General features: G+C 62.8%; 20 protein-coding genes. 10 read left to right on the top strand and 10 right to left on the bottom strand.

Features of this window, described 5'->3' with window-relative positions; genetic code table 11:
- Positions 1 to 136 precede the first annotated feature (136 nt).
- Positions 137 to 1,318 carry a CaiB/BaiF CoA-transferase family protein gene (locus tag C0058_RS24330; RefSeq protein ID WP_102369712.1) on the top strand — a complete coding sequence of 394 codons (1,182 nt, stop codon included), beginning with the start codon at positions 137 to 139 and terminating at the stop codon, positions 1,316 to 1,318.
- A 123-nt stretch (positions 1,319 to 1,441) separates the two neighbouring features.
- On the opposite strand, the gene C0058_RS24325 is transcribed toward C0058_RS24330, so the two are convergent.
- Both C0058_RS24325 and C0058_RS24320 read right to left on the bottom strand, forming a co-directional pair.
- The gene (locus tag C0058_RS24325) at positions 1,442 to 1,936 is read right to left on the bottom strand and encodes a SprT family zinc-dependent metalloprotease (RefSeq protein ID WP_102370295.1); all 495 of its coding nucleotides are present in this window, start codon (positions 1,934 to 1,936) and stop codon (positions 1,442 to 1,444) included.
- A gap of 128 nt (positions 1,937 to 2,064) precedes the next feature.
- Positions 2,065 to 2,667: a Yip1 family protein gene (locus C0058_RS24320; RefSeq protein ID WP_004371402.1), complete on the bottom strand. Its 603-nt coding sequence runs from the start codon at positions 2,665 to 2,667 to the stop codon at positions 2,065 to 2,067.
- 362 nt (positions 2,668 to 3,029) lie between these two features.
- On the opposite strand from C0058_RS24320, the gene ttcA reads away from it, so the two are divergent.
- Positions 3,030 to 3,854: a tRNA 2-thiocytidine(32) synthetase TtcA gene (ttcA, locus tag C0058_RS24315; RefSeq protein WP_008435321.1), complete on the top strand. Its 825-nt coding sequence runs from the start codon at positions 3,030 to 3,032 to the stop codon at positions 3,852 to 3,854.
- 67 nt (positions 3,855 to 3,921) lie between these two features.
- Positions 3,922 to 4,593 carry a DNA-3-methyladenine glycosylase I gene (locus C0058_RS24310; protein ID WP_004371396.1) on the top strand — a complete coding sequence of 224 codons (672 nt, stop codon included), beginning with the start codon at positions 3,922 to 3,924 and terminating at the stop codon, positions 4,591 to 4,593.
- A 107-nt stretch (positions 4,594 to 4,700) separates the two neighbouring features.
- Here the strand turns inward: C0058_RS24310 and C0058_RS24305 are convergent, their stop codons facing one another.
- Genes C0058_RS24305 through arsC form a run of 3 tightly spaced genes read right to left on the bottom strand, consistent with a single transcriptional unit; the run spans position 4,701 to position 6,068 of the window.
- The gene (locus C0058_RS24305; protein WP_102369711.1) at positions 4,701 to 5,120 is read right to left on the bottom strand and encodes a DUF2069 domain-containing protein; all 420 of its coding nucleotides are present in this window, start codon (positions 5,118 to 5,120) and stop codon (positions 4,701 to 4,703) included.
- The gene (gene wrbA, locus C0058_RS24300; RefSeq protein WP_004371390.1) at positions 5,104 to 5,718 is read right to left on the bottom strand and encodes an NAD(P)H:quinone oxidoreductase; all 615 of its coding nucleotides are present in this window, start codon (positions 5,716 to 5,718) and stop codon (positions 5,104 to 5,106) included. Before wrbA ends, C0058_RS24305 begins: the two co-directional genes overlap by 17 nt.
- Entirely contained in the window at positions 5,715 to 6,068 is a 354-nt protein-coding gene (gene arsC, locus C0058_RS24295) for an arsenate reductase (glutaredoxin) (RefSeq protein ID WP_004371385.1), read from the bottom strand. The genes wrbA and arsC overlap by 4 nt, the downstream gene beginning before the upstream one ends.
- A 115-nt stretch (positions 6,069 to 6,183) precedes the next feature.
- Here arsC and C0058_RS24290 point away from each other — a divergent pair, with 115 nt between their 5' ends.
- Positions 6,184 to 6,645: a TlpA disulfide reductase family protein gene (locus tag C0058_RS24290; RefSeq protein WP_004371382.1), complete on the top strand. Its 462-nt coding sequence runs from the start codon at positions 6,184 to 6,186 to the stop codon at positions 6,643 to 6,645.
- 118 nt (positions 6,646 to 6,763) lie between these two features.
- Here C0058_RS24290 and C0058_RS24285 read toward each other — a convergent pair whose 3' ends face one another.
- From C0058_RS24285 to C0058_RS24270, 4 genes are all read right to left on the bottom strand, one after another.
- Positions 6,764 to 7,168, bottom strand: coding sequence for an META domain-containing protein (locus tag C0058_RS24285; RefSeq protein WP_004371380.1), 405 nt, complete (start codon positions 7,166 to 7,168; stop codon positions 6,764 to 6,766).
- A complete protein-coding gene (locus C0058_RS24280) occupies positions 7,165 to 7,605 on the bottom strand; it encodes a hypothetical protein (RefSeq protein ID WP_004371378.1) in 441 nt (146 codons plus the stop codon). The genes C0058_RS24285 and C0058_RS24280 overlap by 4 nt, the downstream gene beginning before the upstream one ends.
- A 71-nt stretch (positions 7,606 to 7,676) precedes the next feature.
- A complete protein-coding gene (locus C0058_RS24275; protein ID WP_102369710.1) occupies positions 7,677 to 8,666 on the bottom strand; it encodes a 2-hydroxyacid dehydrogenase in 990 nt (329 codons plus the stop codon).
- Between the two features lie 111 nt (positions 8,667 to 8,777).
- On the bottom strand, positions 8,778 to 11,531 hold the full coding sequence (locus tag C0058_RS24270; RefSeq protein ID WP_102369709.1) for a response regulator: 2,754 nt from the start codon (positions 11,529 to 11,531) through the stop codon (positions 8,778 to 8,780).
- Between the two features lie 205 nt (positions 11,532 to 11,736).
- Here C0058_RS24270 and C0058_RS24265 point away from each other — a divergent pair, with 205 nt between their 5' ends.
- On the top strand, positions 11,737 to 12,465 hold the full coding sequence (locus C0058_RS24265) for a response regulator transcription factor (protein ID WP_004371371.1): 729 nt from the start codon (positions 11,737 to 11,739) through the stop codon (positions 12,463 to 12,465).
- On the top strand, positions 12,452 to 13,822 hold the full coding sequence (locus C0058_RS24260; RefSeq protein WP_008434990.1) for a sensor histidine kinase: 1,371 nt from the start codon (positions 12,452 to 12,454) through the stop codon (positions 13,820 to 13,822). The genes C0058_RS24265 and C0058_RS24260 overlap by 14 nt, the downstream gene beginning before the upstream one ends.
- A gap of 3 nt (positions 13,823 to 13,825) precedes the next feature.
- On the opposite strand, the gene C0058_RS24255 is transcribed toward C0058_RS24260, so the two are convergent.
- Complete coding sequence (locus tag C0058_RS24255) at positions 13,826 to 14,341, bottom strand: DUF2062 domain-containing protein (RefSeq protein ID WP_004371367.1); 516 nt, start codon at positions 14,339 to 14,341, stop codon at positions 13,826 to 13,828.
- Between the two features lie 147 nt (positions 14,342 to 14,488).
- Between C0058_RS24255 and C0058_RS24250 the strand changes: the two genes are divergently transcribed.
- Genes C0058_RS24250 through lpxK form a run of 4 tightly spaced genes read left to right on the top strand, consistent with a single transcriptional unit; the run spans position 14,489 to position 18,882 of the window.
- The gene (locus C0058_RS24250) at positions 14,489 to 16,780 is read left to right on the top strand and encodes a DNA internalization-related competence protein ComEC/Rec2 (RefSeq protein WP_102369708.1); all 2,292 of its coding nucleotides are present in this window, start codon (positions 14,489 to 14,491) and stop codon (positions 16,778 to 16,780) included.
- 31 nt (positions 16,781 to 16,811) lie between these two features.
- Complete coding sequence (locus C0058_RS24245; protein WP_004371363.1) at positions 16,812 to 17,447, top strand: MotA/TolQ/ExbB proton channel family protein; 636 nt, start codon at positions 16,812 to 16,814, stop codon at positions 17,445 to 17,447.
- On the top strand, positions 17,444 to 17,872 hold the full coding sequence (locus C0058_RS24240) for a biopolymer transporter ExbD (protein ID WP_004371361.1): 429 nt from the start codon (positions 17,444 to 17,446) through the stop codon (positions 17,870 to 17,872). The genes C0058_RS24245 and C0058_RS24240 overlap by 4 nt, the downstream gene beginning before the upstream one ends.
- Entirely contained in the window at positions 17,872 to 18,882 is a 1,011-nt protein-coding gene (gene lpxK / locus C0058_RS24235) for a tetraacyldisaccharide 4'-kinase (protein ID WP_102369707.1), read from the top strand. The genes C0058_RS24240 and lpxK overlap by 1 nt, the downstream gene beginning before the upstream one ends.
- The last annotated feature ends 5 nt before the right edge of the window (positions 18,883 to 18,887 follow it).

The raw sequence follows: 18,887 nt of genomic DNA, 5'->3' as shown, positions 1-18,887 counted from the left end.
GTGAAAAACCCATCTTCGGATGGGTTTTTTTATGCCTTCGGGAAGCATCAGTCACTTCGGATGATGGTTTATGTGATTGCCGCCGGCCGCCGGGTTTGCCTACTCTGTGGCCAATCGAATCGGAATCGGAGTCCGCATGTCAGGTCCCTTGGCGTCCCTCAAAGTACTGGATTTCTCCACCTTGCTGCCGGGGCCGTTCGCCTCGTTGCTGCTGGCCGACATGGGCGCCGAGGTGTTGCGCATCGAATCCCCCACACGGATGGACCTGCTGCGAGTACTGCCGCCCCATGACCAGGGCGTGTCGGCCAGCCATGCCTATCTGAACCGCAACAAACGCAGCCTGGCCCTGGACCTCAAACAGGCCGAGGCGGTGGCGATCGTGCGGCAACTGGTGGCGGACTACGACATCGTCCTCGAGCAATTCCGTCCCGGGGTCATGGAGCGCCTGGGCCTGGGTTACGAGGCGTTGAAGGCGATCAACCCAAAGCTGATCTACGTCTCCATCACCGGCTACGGCCAGACCGGCCCCTACAAGGATCGCGCCGGCCATGACATCAATTATCTGGCCCTGGCAGGCATTGCCAGCTACACCGGGCGCCAGGACAGCGGGCCGTTGCCCTTGGGTGTGCAGTTGGCGGATGTGGGGGGCGGCTCGTTGCACGCGGTGATCGGTTTGCTGGCGGCGGTGATTGCCCGGCAGCACAGTGGGGTGGGGCAATACCTGGACGTGAGCATGACCGACTGCGCCTTCAGCCTGAATGCCATGGCCGGTGCCGGTTACCTGGCGTGCGGCGTGGAGCCGGCATGGGAGAACCAGGTGCTCAATGGCGGCAGTTTCTATGACTATTACCGATCGCGGGAAGGACGCTGGTTGTCGGTGGGCAGTCTGGAGCCGGCGTTTATGCAGCAGTTGTGTACGGCGCTTGGCTGCCCTGAATTGGCGGCAATGGGCCTATCGCCCAAACCCGAGCAGCAGAAAGCCCTCAAGCTGGCGCTGCAGGTCGAGTTCGAGAAACGCAGCTTTGATGAGCTGTGTGAGCTGTTTGCCGGGATTGATGCGTGTGTCGAGCCGGTGCTGAATCTGAGCGAGGCCGTTGAACACCCGCAGTTGAAAGCCCGGGAGCTGGTCAGCCAGGTGCCGCGGGGCGATGGTTCCAGCCAGGCGCAAATGGCCTGCCCGCTGAAGTTTTCCGAGGGCTTGCCGGCGGCCAGGCATATCGGGGCGGCATTGGGCGCTCACAGCGATGAGGTGTTGGCGGAGTTGGGATTCAGTGCTCAGCAGATAGATGATTTGCGGCGTGCCAAGGTGATTCAGTAGCGCCTGGGCCGGCCCCTTCGCGAGCAAGCCCGCTCCCACATTCAACCGAGTTCCATCGTTGGAATGCGATCAAATGTGGGAGCGGGCTTGCTCGCGAAGAGGGCCATACAAGCACCACAAACCTCACTCGACGCGGGTTTCCCCGGTAAACACCAAAGTCTGCCGACACCTGCGGCACAAATACCGCCGCCCCTGGGCCACCAACCCGTGACGCTGGGGCGAAAACGGGAAGTCACTGTCGGCACACGGACAGCGGTAGATATACCGCGTGACGCGCCGCCGCTGGATTTCATAGGTGTGGCAGCGGTCCGGCGGCAGTTCGTAAACCCCACGCATGATCAACTGCCATTCCTCGCCATGGGGCTGGATGCGCTCGCCGAACAATTGGTGGGCAATCAGGTGGGCCACTTCATGGGCGACTGTCTGTTTAAGGAAGTGTTGGCTGTTTTCACGGTAGAGCTGCGGGTTGAAGCGCAGCAGGTTCTCGTGCAAATGCGCGACACCGGCCTTCTGGCCCCGCAGCTTGAGGCTGACCTGGGGGCGTTTGAAGCTTCGTTTGAAAAAGGATTCGGCTTGCAGGAAACAATCTTCGACGCGGGTATTGAGTTGCTCGGGCATGCTGTACATATCTCCAGAGACGTCCAGTATGCCGCAAACAAGGGTGTATCCGAATCTGTCAGGCGCCGAATGGTCATGCATAACGCACAAAGCCACCTTGCGGTGGCTTTTCCTGCGGGTAAACCGCGTCAGTTGGTGTAGATCGGGCCTACGCCCAGCCCCCAGACGATCACGGTAAAGGCCATGATCGCCACCAGCACCACCAGGCCTACCGCCAGTACCGAGCTGGAAAACAGGAAGCCCTCGTCCGGGTGGATGTTCATGAAGGTCGGCAGCCCCACGTACAGCAGATACACCGTGTAGCAAATGGCCGCCGTGCCCACCACCATGCCCAGCCACATATGCGGGTACAGCGCCGCCAGCCCGCCGATAAACAGCGGTGTCGCGGTGTAGGTGGCAAACGCCACGCAGCGCGCCATGCTGGGGTTGGCGTCATAGGTGCGGGCCATCCAGTGAATGAACGCGCCCATCACCGCCACGCCGCCGAGCATCGCCGCGTAGGACATGAGGGTCATCCACAACGCGCTTTCCACCGTCAGCATCACCGGGGCGCGGCTGCCGATAACCCAACCCACCTGAGTGGTACCGATAAAGGCTGAGACAGCGGGGATGGCCGCGAGAATCAGCGTGTGGGTGAGGTACATGTGGCCGATGCTTTCTTCTTTATCGCCACGAATTTCCCGCCATTCCTGATCGGGGTGGGTGAAAAGTCCCACGACGTGATGGATCATGCCAGTCACTCCTGTCGTTATTACCATCGCCCCCCAGCGGAGCGCCCACGGGCCAATAGGCCTGAAAGGTCTGGATATATGTGCGACCTTATGTCGCAGTATAGGAAGTGATGACCGGAAAAAGTGTGGGGCTTTAGAGCAAATTGCGCTGTAAACATTGGGCTTAATCGCGGCGGGGTCTGTTGATTGGAATGCGGTCAACTGTGGGAGCGGGCTTGCTCGCGAATGCGGTGGGTCAGCTAAACACCTGGCGAATGACACTTCGCGTTCGCGAGCAAGCCCGCTCCCACATTGGAACTCGGTCGTCCATCCCGGTAAAATACCCGGCTTTTCGTCACACACCTTTCGCGGATCCAAGCGCCATGGGCACTCTTACGGTCAACCAGAACAAACTGCAAAAACGCCTGCGTCGCCTGGCCGGCGAGGCAGTCGCCGATTTCAATATGATCGAAGAGGGCGACAAGGTCATGGTCTGCCTGTCCGGCGGCAAGGACAGCTACACCATGCTCGACGTGCTGATGCACCTGCAAAAGGTCGCGCCGATCAAGTTCGACATCGTTGCCGTGAACATGGACCAGAAGCAGCCGGGTTTTCCCGAGCATGTACTGCCGGCCTACCTCAAGGAATTGGGGATCGAGTACCACATCGTCGAGAAAGACACCTATTCGGTGGTCAAGGAGCTGGTCCCGGAAGGCAAGACCACCTGCTCGCTGTGCTCGCGCCTGCGCCGTGGCACGCTCTATACGTTTGCCGACGAAATCGGCGCGACCAAGATGGCCCTCGGTCATCACCGCGATGACATCGTCGAAACCTTCTTCCTCAACATGTTCTTCAACGGCAGCCTCAAGGCCATGCCGCCCAAGCTGCGGGCCGATGACGGGCGCAACGTGGTGATCCGCCCACTGGCGTACTGCCATGAGAAGGACATCCAGGCCTACTCCGACCTCAAGCAATTCCCGATCATCCCGTGCAACCTCTGCGGCTCCCAGGAAAACCTGCAGCGCCAGGTGGTCAAGGACATGCTCCAGGATTGGGACCGCAAGACCCCGGGCCGCGTCGACAGCATCTTCCGCAGCTTGCAGAACGTGCAGCCGTCGCAGTTGGCCGACCGTAACCTGTTCGACTTCACCAGCCTGCGTATCGACGAAAGTGCGGCGTCGCGCTTCGTCAACGTAGTGAACCTCTGAGTGTTTTCACCGCTCTGACAGACGGCGCTCCTGGGCGCCGTTTTCATTTCAATCCTTAGGAGAGGGCATGCGCGATTACAAGTGGCTGCACGAATATTGTCTGAACCGGTTTGGTTCGGCGGCCGAGCTGGAAGCCCACCTGCCTGTGCCCCTGACCCCGGCGAAACTGCGCAAGATCAGCGATGACCGCTACCTGTCGACCCTGTCGCTGCGGGTGTTTCGTGCCGGCCTGAAGCACAGCGTGGTGGACGCCAAGTGGCCGGCCTTCGAGCAGGTGTTCTTTGGGTTTGACCCGGAAAAAGTCGTACTCATGGGCGCCGAGCACCTGGAGCGGCTGATGCAGGACACGCGCATCATCCGTCACCTGGGCAAGCTCAAGAGCGTGCCGCGCAATGCGCAGATGATTCTGGATATCGAGAAGGAAAAAGGCAGCTTCGGCGGGTTTATTGCCGACTGGCCGGTGACCGATATCGTCGGCCTGTGGAAGTACCTGAGCAAGCACGGCCACCAGTTGGGCGGGCTGTCGGCGCCACGCTTTTTACGGATGGTGGGCAAGGACACGTTCGTGCCGAGCTATGACGTGGTGGCGGCGCTGAATGCGCAGAAGATCGTCGACAAGGTGCCCACCAGCCTGCGGGACCTGGCCACGGTGCAGGGCGCATTCAACCAGTGGCATGCCGAGAGCGGGCGGCCGATGTGCCAGTTGTCGATGATGCTGGCTTACACCGTGAATCATTGATACCGGGTTGATGCCATCGCAGGCAAGCCAGCTCCCACACTTGGAATGCATTCCTCTGTGGGAGCTGGCTTGCCTGCGATAGCGGCAGGTCAGGCACTACAAAAGCATCAGACAGGCAATCCTTCCCCCGCCAACCGCCGATTTAGCTGATGCCGGTACCGCACATACATCAACGCCGTGCAGAACACCGCCAGGCTCGCCAGCATCTCGAGCACACCAAACCACTGCCGATTCGGGTCATAGGCCGCCAGCGCGCCCTTGATGAAATACAGGTTCACCACAAAGCACATCCATGAATGCCCGCGCGCGCTGCCCAGGATCATCCCCGGCGCCAGCAACAGCAGCGGCACCAACTCGATCAGCAGAATCACCCACGGCCGCGCGCCATGCAGATCGGCGAACGCCAGGTAGTAGGCACACAGCAGCCCCACCAATCCCAGGAACGCCAGCAGGCTCAACGCCCGCATCGCCTTGACCCGTGGCTCCAGCCATGCCTGGGGCGGCAGTACCTTAGGCTTCCTGGCCACGGCCGTTCTCCAGCAGCGCAGCGGTCTTCGCCAGGCGCAGGCCGAGGGCGCGGCACAGGGCGATCTCGTGTTGATCCAGCGCACGCTTGCCGTCGGCACCGGAATGGTGGCTGGCGCCATAAGGCGTACCGCCGCCCTTGGTGTCGAGCAGCGCCTGTTCACTGTAGGGCAGTCCGGTGATCAGCATGCCGTGGTGCAGCAGCGGCAGCAGCATCGACATCAGCGTGGTCTCCTGGCCGCCGTGCAGGCTGGCGGTGGAGGTGAACACACCCGCCGGCTTGCCGACCAGGGCGCCGGTCAGCCACAGGTTGCTGGTGCCGTCGAGAAAGTACTTGAGCGGCGCGGCCATGTTGCCGAAACGGGTCGGGCTGCCCAGCGCCAGGCCTGCGCAGTTCTTCAGGTCGTCGAGGCTGCAGTACAGCGGGCCGTCGACCGGAATGTCCGGCGCCACGGCCTCGCATTCACTGGAGATGGCCGGCACGGTGCGCAGCCGCGCCTCAAGCCCGGCTTGCTCGATGCCCCGGGCAATCTGCCGGGCCATTTCGCTGACTGAACCGTTGCGGCTGTAATACAACACCAGCACATACGGCGCACTCACGAAACCAGCTCCAGGATGTTCTCCGGTGGGCGGCCGATCACGGCCTTGTCGGCGGTGGCGAGGATCGGACGCTCCATCAGTTTCGGATGAGCGGCGATGGCAGCGATCAACTGTGCTTCGCTGAGGCTGGTGTCAGCCAGGTTGAGGGTTTTATATTCGTCCTCGCCGGTACGCAGCAGTTGCCGCGCGCTGATGTTCAGCTTGCCCAGCAGGGCCTGCAATTGCGCGGCGTCGAGCGGGGTTTCCAGGTAGCGCACCACCGTCGGTGTGAGGCCACGGGCTTCCAGCAGTTCGAGCGCACCGCGGGATTTCGAGCAGCGCGGGTTGTGATAAAGCGTCAGATCGGTCATGTGCGGGTCGCATCTTGCGTAAGGTGGCGGGTATTCTACCCGCGCTGCGCCGCGTCCTTAAACCATGAGAGGCGATAGGCCGCAGCCAACGTTCATTTTTACGAAGGATTACCCCATGACGAGGCGACTGTTAGGCGCATTGGCAATCATCGGCACACTGCTGCTCAGCGGCTGTGGCAATGATTATGGCGTTGACCAATATGGTCAGAAAGTGGCCGCCGAGCGCCTGGACAAGCAATGGCTGGTGGTTAACTACTGGGCCGAATGGTGTGGCCCTTGCCGTACCGAAATCCCGGAACTCAACGCCTTGGCCGAACAGCTCAAGGGCCAGTCGGTGGGGGTGTTCGGGGTAAATTTCGACAACGTCCAGGGTGAAGAGCTCAAGAGCGCCAGCGAGAAGCTGGGCATCAAGTTCACCGTACTGGCGCAGAACCCGGACGGGATCTTCGACATTCCCCGCAGTGAAGCCCTGCCGGTGACCTACATCATCGATGACAAGGGCAAGGTGCGCGAGCAACTGATGGGTGAGCAGACGGCGGAAGGGGTGTTGGCCAAGCTCAAGGCGTTGCGCGGATAAAAAATGTGGGAGCGGGCTTGCTCGCGAATGCGGTGTGACAGTCACCGGATACATCGACTGATCCACCGCTTTCGCGAGCAAGCCCGCTCCCACATTTAGACCTGCTGCGCCTTACAGATCAGCCTTCTTCCAGCCACAACCGCAACGGCTTGCCATCCGCCGGCCAGAAGCGGGTCTGTTCGATCGGCGAAATGTCCCAGCGCTGCACGCCCTGCAGGGCCTGGAAGAAGCGGTGCTCCTGCTCCATCAGCGCTTCGGCGCAGAGTTTGCGGGTGCTGCCGACCTTGCCGAAGCTCAGCTTGTCGCCGTCCAGGGTGTAGGGCGCAAACCAATGGTTGCAGCCACCATTGCCGTAGGCCCGGCCATCGGCGCCGAGGGTCACGGTCAGGTGGGCGTAATCCATCAGCGGCCGCTCACCGATCCATTCCACCACGTAGCTGTGATCCTGCTTGAGCTTGACCTCGTCGCTGGCGCAGCCCGCAAGGCCTGCACCCAGCACGGCCAGCATCAGCAGGGCTTTCATTGCGCGGCCTGCTGGCATTTCGGGCAGCGGTGCTTGTCACCCAGGGTGGCCCAGCCCAACTCGGTAACCCGTGCAGTGGCGGCCGGTTGCAGCGGTTCCTTGGTCAGCTTGGTTTCCACCGCGAATTCAAACTCCAGCACGTTGTCGCAGCTGTCGCAGTTGACCTTCCAGGTGTGAATCTCCAGTTCGCCGAATTTCGGCCCCTGGGCCATGGCGACCCACTGGCCCGCCGGGCGGATGGAGTAGCGCGCATCGCCTTCGACGGTCAGGCGCATCGACAGGGTTTTGCTGCCGCGCAGGGTGACGATCAGAACGTCGCCGTTCTTGATCGAGCCACCGTTGCCGGTGACTTGATAACGGCCCGGCACCAGGGCGCGGCATTCGATCAGGGTGTGTTGCGGGCTCAGCAAGCTGAAGCGGAAATCGTGTTCGGCCATGGATCCTCCAAATAGGCGCGGCATCCTATCATGCGCCGCTACCCATCATGGCGCGGCTATGTGACCGCTGATCATCCTTCGACGAGGTTTTGCGCCTGCCCGCCAGCCCACGCCGCGATGTTGGCCAGGGTGGTGTCGGCAATCGCCCCCAGCGCCTCGCGGGTCAGGAAGGCCTGATGCGCGGTGATGATCACATTGGGGAAGGTCAGCAGGCGCGCCAATACGTCGTCTTGCAGGGGCAGGTCCGAGCGGTCTTCGAAAAACAGCTGGGCCTCTTCTTCATACACATCCAGCCCCAGATAGCCGAGCTGGCCGTCCTTGAGTGCGTCGATCAGCGCCGGGGTGTCCACCAGGCCGCCGCGCCCGGTGTTGATGAGCATCGCGCCGGGCTGCATATGGGCGAGGCTTTGGGCGTTGATCAGGTGTTTGCTGTCCGCCGTCAGCGGGCAATGCAGGCTGATGACCTGTGACTCGCCCAGCAACTGCGGCAGGCTCACATACCGGGCGCCAAGGGCTTCGACCTGCGGATTGGGGTAGGGATCGTACGCCAGCAGCCGGCAGCCGAACCCGGCCATGATCTTGGCGAATGTGGCGCCGATCTGCCCGGTGCCGACCACGCCGACGGTCTTGCCCACCAGGTCGAACCCGGTCAGGCCGTGCAGGCTGAAGTCACCGTCGCGGGTGCGGTTGTAGGCGCGGTGCAGGCGGCGATTGAGGGCCAGGATCAACGCGACCGCATGTTCGGCCACCGCATGGGGCGAGTAGGCCGGCACCCGCACGATGGTCAGGCCCAGGCGCTTGGCGGCGGGCAGGTCGACATGGTTGTAACCGGCGGAACGCAGGGCGATCAGGCGGGTGCCGCCGCTGGCCAACTGCTCCAGCACCGGAGCGCTGAGGTCATCGTTGATAAAGGCGCAGACCACTTCGTGGTGTTCGGCCAGGGCCACGGTGTCGAGGTTCAGCCGGGCCGGCTGGAATTGCAACTGCATGCCTTCGGGCAGCGGTTGGGCGAGAAAGCTGTCGCGGTCGTAGGTCTGGCTGCTGAAGAGGATGATGCGCATCAAATATTCCTTCTTGATGATGGAAAGCTGCTTTTGTGGCGAGGGGGCTTGTCTGTGGTGAGGAAGCTCCCTCGCCACAGCAAGCCTCCCTCGTCACATTGCCCCGAAAGTTTACGCGCTGACCCGCGCCTCGCTGGCCAGCCGGGCAATCGCCATGTCCAGTTCATCCAGGGCCGGCATGGCCTTGGCGTCGTCCTGCTTGAGCAGGGTCTCGGCCCGTTGGCAGGCCGCACGCAGTTGCGGCACGCCGCAATACCGGGTGGCGCCGTGCAGGCGGTGCACCCGTTCGATCAGGGCGTTGCGGTCATTGGCGTCACGGGCGACGCGAATCGCTTCACGGTCCGCTTCCAGCGAGGCCAGCAGCATCGCGAGCATGTCTGCCGCCAGATCCGCCTTGCCGGCCGCCAGGCGCAAACCTTCTTCATGGTCCAGCACCGGCAATTGCGTGGCATGCCCGAAACTTTCGGTGCCGCGTTCCGGGCCCTGGTTGCGCAGGGCCAGCCCGGTCCATTTCAACACCACCTGGGCCAGTTGCCGTTCGCTGATGGGTTTGGTCAGGTAATCATCCATGCCGCTTTGCAGCAGGGCGCGTTTTTCGTTGGCCATCGCATGGGCCGTCAGCGCGACGATGGGCAGCGGTGTGCCATGGCGTTCGCTTTCCCACGTGCGGATTGCCTCGGTGCTCTGGCGACCGTCCATCCCCGGCATCTGCACGTCCATCAGCACCAGGTCGAAGGCTTCCTGCTTCACTGCCTCGATGGCCGAGTAACCGCTTTCCACCGCCTGGACCTTGGCGCCCATGTCTTCCAGCAGGGTTTGCACCAGCAGCAGGTTGGCCGGGTTGTCGTCGACACACAGCACCCGCGGCGCGCGGCTGGACAGGGGCTCGCCGGGTTCGCTGCGCAGCGGGCGCGGGCTGATCAGGTCGGCCAGGGCGCGACGCAGTTTGCGGGTGCACGCGGGCTTGGCCTGCAACTGGCTGTTGGGGTTGGGCACCGAGGGGTTGAACAGCAGCTGTTCGGTGGTCGGGCACAACACCAGTACCTTGCAGCCCAGGTGTTCGAGGTCCCACAGGTGTTGGTTCAAACGCTCCGGCGGAATGTCGTTGGCGGTGATGCCCAGCACGGCCAGGTCAATCGCCTGTTCGGTCTGGTGGGCGCTGGTGATGCCGTTGGTCAGGCTTTCCAGGCTGTTGAACGGGGTGACTTCCAGGCCGCAGTCTTCCAGCTGATGTTGCAGGGCCTGGCGCGCCAGCTCGTGGTTTTCCAGCACCGCCACGCGCCGGCCCAGCAGCGGCGCGGAGGGCAGGTCTTCGATATCGTCACGGGTTTTCGGCAGGTTCAGGCTGATCCAGAATTCCGAGCCTTCTCCGGGCGTGCTGTCGACGCCAATCTCACCGCCCATCTGTTCGATCAGGCGCTTGGAAATCACCAGCCCAAGGCCGGTACCGCCGGGTTGGCGTGACAGCGAATTGTCCGCCTGGCTGAACGCCTGGAACAGCGCCCGCACATCCTGGTTCGACAGGCCGATGCCGGTGTCCTGCACGCTGATGCGCAGTTGTACGCTGTCTTCCTGTTCGTCTTCAATCATGGCGCGGGCAACGATGGTGCCTTCGCGGGTGAACTTGATCGCGTTGCTCACCAGGTTCGTGAGGATCTGCTTGAGCCGCAGCGGGTCACCCACCAAGGCGAGCGGCGTGTCGCGGTAGACCAGGCTCACCAGCTCCAGCTGTTTGGCGTGGGCGGCCGGGGCGAGGATGGTCAGGGTGTCTTGCAGCAAGTCCCGCAGGTTGAACGGGATGCTGTCGAGCACCAGCTTGCCGGCCTCGATTTTCGAGAAGTCGAGGATTTCGTTGATGATGCCCAGCAGGTTGTCGGCGGATTTTTCGATGGTGCCCAGGTAATCCAGTTGGCGCGGTGACAGTTCGCTTTTCTGCAACAAATGGGTGAAACCAAGGATGCCGTTCAACGGCGTGCGGATCTCATGGCTCATGTTGGCCAGAAACTCCGACTTGATGCGGCTGGCTTCCAGGGCTTCCTTGCGGGCCAGGTCCAACTCGATGTTCTGGATCTCGATGGTTTCGAGGTTTTGCCGCACGTCTTCGGTGGCCTGGTCGATGCTGTGTTGCAATTCTTCCTGGGCGTTTTGCAGGGTCTCGGCCATGCGGTTGATGCCCGAGGCCAGGTGATCCAGCTCCTGGCTACCCAGGGGTGGCAAGCGGGTTTCCAGATTGCCGTCCTTGAGTTGCGCGACGGCCTGTTTGATCAGGCCGATCGGTGAGTTGATCGTACGGCTGATGCGCAAGGCGAGGGCAGCGGTACAGATCAGGCCGATGGCGATCAGCAGCAGGCTCGCGAACAGGCTGCGGTAGCCACGCAGCAACATGCCGTTGTGGGACAGTTCCAGCTCGACCCAGCCCAGCAGGCGGTCGGATTCATCCGGGATCAGTTCACCGGCGAGGTTGCGATGGCGGCCGAACACCGGCAGCAGATAACGGGTGGCGTCATTGCCGGTGCGCTGCAACAGGTGCGAACTGTTGCCGATGGGCGGCTGGTTGAGCATGGTCGGCCCGGCGTGGGCCAGGGGCGTGCGGTCGGGCCCGAGGAACGACACGGCGCGCACATCGGTTTGTTCCAGGGACTGGGTGGCGATGCGTTCCAGCAGGTCGGTGTTCCTGGTGCCGAGGGCCGGGGCCACCAGCGGCGCCAGTTGCTCGGCGATCATCTCGCCGCGTTGCAGCAACTGCGACTGCAACTCCGAAAGCTGCATCCAGGTGAAGTACCCGCCCAGCAGCAACGCCATCAGGCTGGTAGGCAATAAGGTCAGCAACAGTACGCGGCCTTTTATCCCCATTCTTTTAAGCACGCCACTCTCCTGCTACCACACTGTTGTCGAATTCCACGCAGGCATCCGGCCCGCGCCACCTGCGCAGTGTAGCCATTTGCGCGGCGGGGAATCTTGCAAAATTAATGACCTGAGGCAAACCTTGGGCCGCCGGACGCCCGGCGGCGGTTGCTCATGGGGGGGCAATCTTGAATAATCAGTCATTGAGAATGACTTGCAGACGCTAATGAATCCCGCAGCACTTGGCTTACCCAGTATCCTGGCGATTGAAGACGATCCTGTGCTTGGCGCCTATGTCCATGAGCAATTGGGCCTCTGTGGCTTCCAGGTGACCTGGTGCCAGAATGGCCAGCAGGGCCTGCAAATGGCCCGCGATCAGCGCTTCGACGTGGTGTTGATGGACATCCTGCTGCCGGGCATGGACGGGTTGTCGGTGCTCACGCATTTGCGCCAGAGCCATTCGATGCCGGTGATCCTGATGTCGGCCCTGGGGGCCGAAGCCGATCGCATCAGCGGTTTTCGCCTGGGGGCCGACGATTACCTGCCCAAGCCGTTCAGCATGGCCGAGTTGCGGGTGCGCATCGAAGCGATCCTGCGCCGGGTCGCCCTGGACCGGCGGCCTTTGCCGGCCCTGGCGGCGGTGCGCGGCGATGCCCGCAGCCTGCGTTTCGATGACGAGCTGTGTGATGTGTTTCACCGGGAGCAGTGGGCCGGCCTGACCCGCAGCGAATATCGCCTGTTGGAAACCCTGCACCGCAACGCCGAAGAAGTCCTCAGCAAAGCCTTCCTCTACCAGCATGTGTTCCAGCGCGGCTATGCGCCCCATGACCGCAGCCTGGACATGCACATCAGCCAGATTCGTCGCAAGCTCAAGGCTGTCGGCTACAGCGAGCGGGAAGTGCGCACGGTGTGGGGCAAGGGCTATGTGTTGAGCGGTCACGATGACGGGCTTTAAAGCCGCGTTCAAACGGCTGCCGGGCAAGCATTCGTTATTCTGGAAACTGGCCTGCCTGCTGATCGCGTTCTGCTTGCTGATGATCTGGCTCAGTTGGTCATGGGGCCGGTATATGGAAGAGCAGAATGCCTTTCTGTCCAGCGAGGCCCGCGCCACCCTGAGCGGTTATGCCGCTGGCGCGGAACTGGCCTGGAACAAGGGCGGCAACGCCGGTGTGGACGAATGGTTGCACACCCTGGGCCAGCGCGAGCGCACCTGGGTGGGGGTCATCGGCAACGACCTGCAATCCCTGAGCAGCTACCCACTGACGGACAAGGAGAGCCAGCGCCTGACCTTCCTGCGCGGCCTGGACTGGCCCGTCAGCCGGCATGCCAAGGGCCTGCCGTGGTTGAAAATCCCGTTCCCGCTCGACCCGGGTGCGGGCTCCCTGGTGATCGAGTTGCCGCGGCGTTTCATGCCCGGGCAAAACCAGCTGTTCTGGCGGATCGTCACCAATGGCGTGATTCCCGGCCTGTTCACCCTGCTGCTGTGCATCGGCCTCTACCGGCTGTTGATCATGCCTCTCAACCACCTGCGAGAGCAGGCCAACGCCTGGCGTGCCGATCAACTGGGCACCCGGCTTTCCCGCGACACCACCAGCCGCCAGGATGAACTGGGGGAATTGGGCCGCGCGTTTGACCAGATGTCTGAACGCCTGCAAGGCACCGTGGCCCTGCAACAGCAACTGCTGCGGGATTTGTCCCATGAGTTGCGCACACCGTTGAGCCGCCTGCGTGTGGCCAGTGACAGCGAGCAGGACCTGACCCAGCTGCGCGAGCGCCTGGGGAGGGAAATCGACGGCATGCAGCGCCTGGTGGACGACACCCTGCAACTGGCCTGGCTCGACACCGAACGCGCGCCGTTGCCCAAGGAAGACATCCAGGTGCAGGCGCTGTGGGACATGCTCCGGGAAAACGCCTGTTTTGAAAGTGGCTGGCCGGCTTCACGCTTGCAGTGCGAGCTGGGGGCCGACTGCTGGGTGCGCGGTCATCTGAACCTGCTGGCCCAGGCATTGGAGAACATCCTGCGCAATGCCATCCGGCACTCTGCGCAAGACGGAACGGTGCAATTGGGCGGGCAGCGTGAGGGGGATCACTGGCACTTGTGGCTGGAAGACCAGGGCGGCGGGATCGATGAGGTGGAGTTGGAGCGAATCTTTGCGCCATTCACCCGACTGGACGGCTCAAGGCCCGGCGACGGCGGCTTTGGCCTGGGCTTGAGTATTGCGCGCAACGCCGTGCAGCGTCAGGACGGCAGCCTGTGGGCGGAAAATACCGGCCAGGGTTTACGTGTGCACATGCGCTTGCTGGCGCGCTAACGGTTACAACCTGCGCTGTTTGCGTTTTTTCCACTGGCGGGCCACCCACCAGCGCCAATAGCCCATGGTCAGGCAATAACCCAGCACCGCCATCACCAGCCCCAGTACTACCGAGCCCAGCAGGAACGGTTGCCACAGCGTCGATAACTGCCCGCTGATCCATTCCCAGGTCAGCTCGTCGGGCATGCTGCGGGGTGGCACATTCATCAGCCAGGCCCCGGTCATGTAGGTGCAGAAAAACACCGGCGGCATGGTAATCGGGTTGGTCAGCCAGACCAGGCTCACGGCAATCGGCATGTTGCCGCGCACGCTGATGGCGAGGACCGCTGCCAGCAGCATCTGCAAGGGAATGGGGATGAATGCCGCGAACAGGCCAACGGCCATGGCCCGCGCGACCGAGTGCCGATTGAGGTGCCAGAGATTCGGGTCATGCAGCAACTTGCCGAGAAAGCGTAAGGACTTGTGTTCCCGAATGCTGGTCGGATCGGGCATGTACCGTTTGAATAAGCGCCGTGGCATAAGGGGTCCAGGTCAGTTCGAGGGGCAAGTATGCCCGCATTCCACGAACGTGAAATTCAGACTTTGTGACAAATAATAATAGGCCACACCGCTAGCCCGGCTAAGACTCAATGGGTCGCTTTCAAGGAAAGACCCATGAGAACAGGGATGTTCGCACTCGCGCTGGGGCTGCTCGCCTTGCGTTTTTTACCCGCGTTGCCGTCCGGCGGCTGGCTGTTGCTGATGCCGGTGCTGGCCCTGATGTTGTTGCCTTTTCGTACCTATCCGCTGGGGTTTTTCCTGCTTGGCCTGGGCTGGGCATGCCTCAGCGCGCAGTGGGCGCTGGATGACCGGTTGGCCCCGCATCTGGATGGCCAGACCCGCTGGGTGGAAGGGCGTGTCAGCGGGTTACCGCAGCAGATGGGCGACGGTGTGCGCTTCGAACTGACCGACAGCCGGTCACGCAAGGACCTGCTTCCCAAGCGCATTCGCGTGTCCTGGCGCGGCGGCCCACCGGTTAAGAGCGGTGAGCGCTGGCGACTGGCGGTGACTCTCAAGCGTCCTTCCGGATTGCTCAATGCCGATGGCTTTGACTATGAAGCCTGGCTGCTGGCCCAGCGGATTGGCGCCACCGGCTCGGTCAAGGACGGCCAACTGCTGGCACCGGCACGACATGCCTGGCGCGACGGGATTCGCCAGCGGCTGCTGGCAGTGGATGCCCAGGGGCGAGAGGCGGGCCTGGCGGCGCTGGTGCTCGGCGATGGTTCCGGGTTGGCCGCCGAGGATTGGCGGGTCCTGCAAGCCACTGGCACCGTGCATTTACTGGTGATATCCGGGCAGCACATCGGCCTGCTGGCGGGGTTGATCTATGGCCTGGTCGCCGGTCTTGCGCGCTACGGGGGTTGGCCGAAACCTTTGCCGTGGCTGCCCTGGGCCTGCGGCCTGGCGTTTGCTGCAGCGCTGGGCTACGGCCTGCTGGCAGGTTTCGAGGTGCCGGTGCAACGGGCCTGCGTGATGGTGGGCCTGGTGTTGCTGTGGCGCCTGCGGTTTCGTCACCTGGGAATCTGGTGGCCGCTGTTGCTGGCGCTGGACGCGGTGCTGATCCTCGAACCGCTGGCCAGCCTGCAGCCGGGGTTCTGGTTGTCTTTTGCGGCTGTTGCGGTGCTGATTTTGGCGTTCAGTGGCCGATTGGGCCCCTGGCCCTTGTGGCAAGCCTGGACCCGCGCCCAATGGATGATTGCCATCGGCCTGTTTCCGCTGCTGCTGGTGCTCGGCCTGCCCATCAGCCTGAGCGGGCCGCTGGCCAACCTAGTTGCGGTGCCGTGGATCAGCCTGGTGGTGCTGCCCCTGGCCTTACTGGGTACGGTGTTATTGCCGCTGCCTTATATAGGAGAGGGGTTGTTATGGCTGGCGGGCGGCACGCTGGACGGGCTGTTCAAGGCACTGGCGCTGCTGGCGCAGTACTTGCCGGCCTGGATACCGGCGCAAGTGCCCATTGGCTATTGGCTGGTGAGCCTGCTGGGGGCGGTGCTGTTATTGCTGCCCAAGGGCGTCCCGTTTCGGCTGCTGGGTTGGCCGATGTTGCTGCTGGCGGTGTTTCCGCCGCGGGAGTCGATACCTCATGGGCTGGTCGAGGTGGTGCAACTGGACGTCGGCCAGGGGTTGGCGATCATCCTGCGTACCCGCAACCATGTACTGCTGTATGACGCCGGGCCGCGCTCCGGTGAGTTCGATCTTGGCGCGCGTGTCGTATTGCCTGCGTTGCGCAAGCTGGGGGTCGCAGAGCTGGACGTGATGCTGCTCAGTCATGCCGATGCCGATCATGCCGGCGGCGCGTTGGCCGTCGCCCATGGGTTGCCGGTCAAGCGTGTGGTGGGCGGTGAGACGGCACGGCTGCCGGCCTCGCTCGGTACCCAGGCGTGTGTCAGCGGCGAGCAGTGGGAGTGGGACGGCGTGAGGTTCGAGCTATGGCAATGGCCTGATGCGACGGACGGTAACCAGATGTCCTGCGTGTTGCGGGTGCAGGCCAATGGCGAGCGCTTGTTGCTGACCGGGGATATTGACCATGACGCCGAGCGGGCATTGCTGGCCACTCCCATGGGCGCTCCTGTCGATTGGCTGCAAGCGCCGCACCACGGCAGCCGCAGCTCGTCGTCATGGGCCTTTCTACAGCGCCTGGCACCCAAGGCCGTGTTGATTTCCCGGGGGCGCAGCAATGGGTTTGGCCACCCGCATCCACAGGTGCTGGAGCGTTACCAGGCCATGGGCAGCGCGATTTATGACAGTGCCGAGCAAGGCGCACTCCGCCTGCAACTGGGCACGTTCCAGCCGCCGCTGGCCGCGCGCAGCCAGCGGCGTTTCTGGCGCGAGCGCCCGCCGCAAAACAGCGTTACCAAAGACCGGCCCCTGCGTCAGGATGCTCTGGGGCAGGCCAGCCCTTCCACCGGACCCTTATGGTAAAGTGGCGCACTTTTTCGAGGGGACATTCACTGTGTGGGAATTGGTCAAATCCGGCGGCTGGATGATGTTGCCGATCATTTTGAGTTCCATCGCCGCACTCGGCATCATCGCCGAACGCCTATGGACCCTGCGTGCCAGCCGTGTAACGCCTGACCACCTGCTGGGCCAGGTCTGGGGCTGGATCAAGAACAAGCAGCTCGACAAGACAAAGCTCAAGGAACTGCGCGCCAACTCGCCCCTGGGTGAAATCCTCGCCGCCGGCCTCGCCAACTCCAAGCACGGTCGCGAGATCATGAAGGAGTGCATCGAAGAGGCCGCCGCCCGGGTCATCCATGAGCTGGAGCGCTACATCAATGCCCTGGGCACCATCGCCGCCATGGCACCGTTGCTCGGCCTGCTCGGTACGGTACTGGGCATGATCGATATTTTCAGCTCATTCATGGGGTCGGGCATGACCACCAACGCCGCAGTGCTGGCCGGTGGTATTTCCAAGGCATTGATCACCACGGCGGCGGGCCTGATGGTCGGTATTCCTTCGGTGTTCTTCCACCGTTTCCTGCAACGGCGCATCGACGAACTGGTGGTGGGCATGGAGCAGGAAGCCATCAAGCTGGTGGAAGTGGTACAGGGCGACCGTGACGTGGACCTGGTTGAGGGCAACGCGTGAAATTTCGTCGCAAGCAACGGGAAAACGTCGATATCAACCTGGCGTCGTTGATCGACGTGGTGTTTATCCTGCTGCTGTTTTTTGTCGTCACCACCACCTTTACCCGGGAAACCCAGCTGCGCGTCGACCTGCCGGAAGCCGTCAGCGGTTCGCCGGCGGAAGACCAGCAGGCCAAGCAACTGGACATCGCCATCAGCGCCGATGGCGTGTTCTCGGTGAATAACCAGTTGCTGGAGAAAAACGACCTGGCCAGCCTGATGGAAGCACTGCAGAAGGAGTCCGGTGGCGACACTAACTTGCCACTGTCCATCAGCGCCGATGGCAACACCAAGCACCAGGCCGTGATCACGGCGATGGACGCTGCCGGCAAGCTCGGCTTCAGCCATTTGCGCATGACCACCGTCGAGGCGGCGAGCCAACCCTGATGGCCATGACTGATCGTTTGCTCAAGGCCTGGTACGAAGGCCATCCTGCACTTGCGTTATTGCAGCCGCTGGAATCCCTCTATCGCCGGGTGGTGCAGCGCAAGCGCGCACGGTTCCTGGCGGGCGAGGGCGAGATCTATCAGTCGCCGGTGCCGGTCGTGGTGGTAGGCAATATCACGGTGGGTGGCACCGGCAAGACGCCCATGATTCTCTGGCTGATCGACCATTGCCAGCGCAGTGGTTTGCGCGTCGGTGTGGTCAGCCGCGGTTATGGCGCCAAGCCGCCACAGTTTCCATGGCGCGTAGAGGCCGATCAAGCCGCAGCGGTGGCGGGGGACGAACCCTTGCTGATCGTGCAGCGCAGCGGCGTGCCGCTGATGATCGACCCCGACCGCAGCCGCGCCGTGAAGGCGCTGTTGGCCAGCGAAACCCTCGACCTGATCCTTTCCGACGACGGCCTGCAACATTACCGCCTGGCCCGTGACCTGGAACTGGTGTTGATTGACGCCGCCCGCGGGCTGGGTAACCGTCGCTGCCTGCCGGCGGGGCCGTTGCGTGAGCCGGTCGAGCGTTTGCAGAGCGTCGATGCGCTGCTTTACAACGGCGCAGGTTCTGACCGTGACGACGGCTTTGCCTTCCGTCTGTTGCCTGCCGCGCTGGTCAACCTGCATACCGGCGAGCGTAAACCCGTCGAACACTTCCCGGTGGGGCAGCAGGTACATGCGGTGGCCGGCATCGGCAACCCGCAACGTTTCTTCAATACCCTTGAAACGCTACACTGGCGCCCAATACCCCATGCTTTTGCCGACCACGCGCCGTACAGCGCCGAGGTCTTGAATTTCACACCGGCACTGCCGTTGGTCATGACTGAAAAGGACGCGGTGAAGTGCCGCGCCTTTGCCAGGCCCGACTGGTGGTACCTTGCGGTGGACGCGGCACCGTCACCGGCGTTTATCGCCTGGTTCGACACGCAGTTGATGCGCTTGCTGCCCGCTCGCCTTTTGCCTTAAAACGC

Origin of the sequence: Pseudomonas sp. NC02, from assembly GCF_002874965.1 — a bacterium.
Classification (GTDB): domain Bacteria; phylum Pseudomonadota; class Gammaproteobacteria; order Pseudomonadales; family Pseudomonadaceae; genus Aquipseudomonas.
The sequence above is the reverse complement of the archived record's forward strand: the minus strand, read 5'-3'. Positions and strand labels throughout refer to the sequence as shown.

Coding starts and splice junctions, on each gene's coding strand:
- C0058_RS24285 (WP_004371380.1), bottom strand. CDS start 7,168: ATGAAAGCCCTGCTGATGCTGGCCGTGCTGGGTGCAGGCCTTGCGGGC.
- C0058_RS24320 (WP_004371402.1), bottom strand. CDS start 2,667: ATGATCCATCACGTCGTGGGACTTTTCACCCACCCCGATCAGGAATGG.
- C0058_RS24330 (WP_102369712.1), top strand. CDS start 137: ATGTCAGGTCCCTTGGCGTCCCTCAAAGTACTGGATTTCTCCACCTTG.
- C0058_RS24255 (WP_004371367.1), bottom strand. CDS start 14,341: ATGCCACGGCGCTTATTCAAACGGTACATGCCCGATCCGACCAGCATT.
- C0058_RS24275 (WP_102369710.1), bottom strand. CDS start 8,666: ATGCGCATCATCCTCTTCAGCAGCCAGACCTACGACCGCGACAGCTTT.
- C0058_RS24260 (WP_008434990.1), top strand. CDS start 12,452: ATGACGGGCTTTAAAGCCGCGTTCAAACGGCTGCCGGGCAAGCATTCG.
- lpxK (WP_102369707.1), top strand. CDS start 17,872: ATGGCCATGACTGATCGTTTGCTCAAGGCCTGGTACGAAGGCCATCCT.
- C0058_RS24250 (WP_102369708.1), top strand. CDS start 14,489: ATGTTCGCACTCGCGCTGGGGCTGCTCGCCTTGCGTTTTTTACCCGCG.
- C0058_RS24265 (WP_004371371.1), top strand. CDS start 11,737: ATGAATCCCGCAGCACTTGGCTTACCCAGTATCCTGGCGATTGAAGAC.
- ttcA (WP_008435321.1), top strand. CDS start 3,030: ATGGGCACTCTTACGGTCAACCAGAACAAACTGCAAAAACGCCTGCGT.
- C0058_RS24325 (WP_102370295.1), bottom strand. CDS start 1,936: ATGCCCGAGCAACTCAATACCCGCGTCGAAGATTGTTTCCTGCAAGCC.
- C0058_RS24310 (WP_004371396.1), top strand. CDS start 3,922: ATGCGCGATTACAAGTGGCTGCACGAATATTGTCTGAACCGGTTTGGT.
- C0058_RS24290 (WP_004371382.1), top strand. CDS start 6,184: ATGACGAGGCGACTGTTAGGCGCATTGGCAATCATCGGCACACTGCTG.
- arsC (WP_004371385.1), bottom strand. CDS start 6,068: ATGACCGATCTGACGCTTTATCACAACCCGCGCTGCTCGAAATCCCGC.
- C0058_RS24280 (WP_004371378.1), bottom strand. CDS start 7,605: ATGGCCGAACACGATTTCCGCTTCAGCTTGCTGAGCCCGCAACACACC.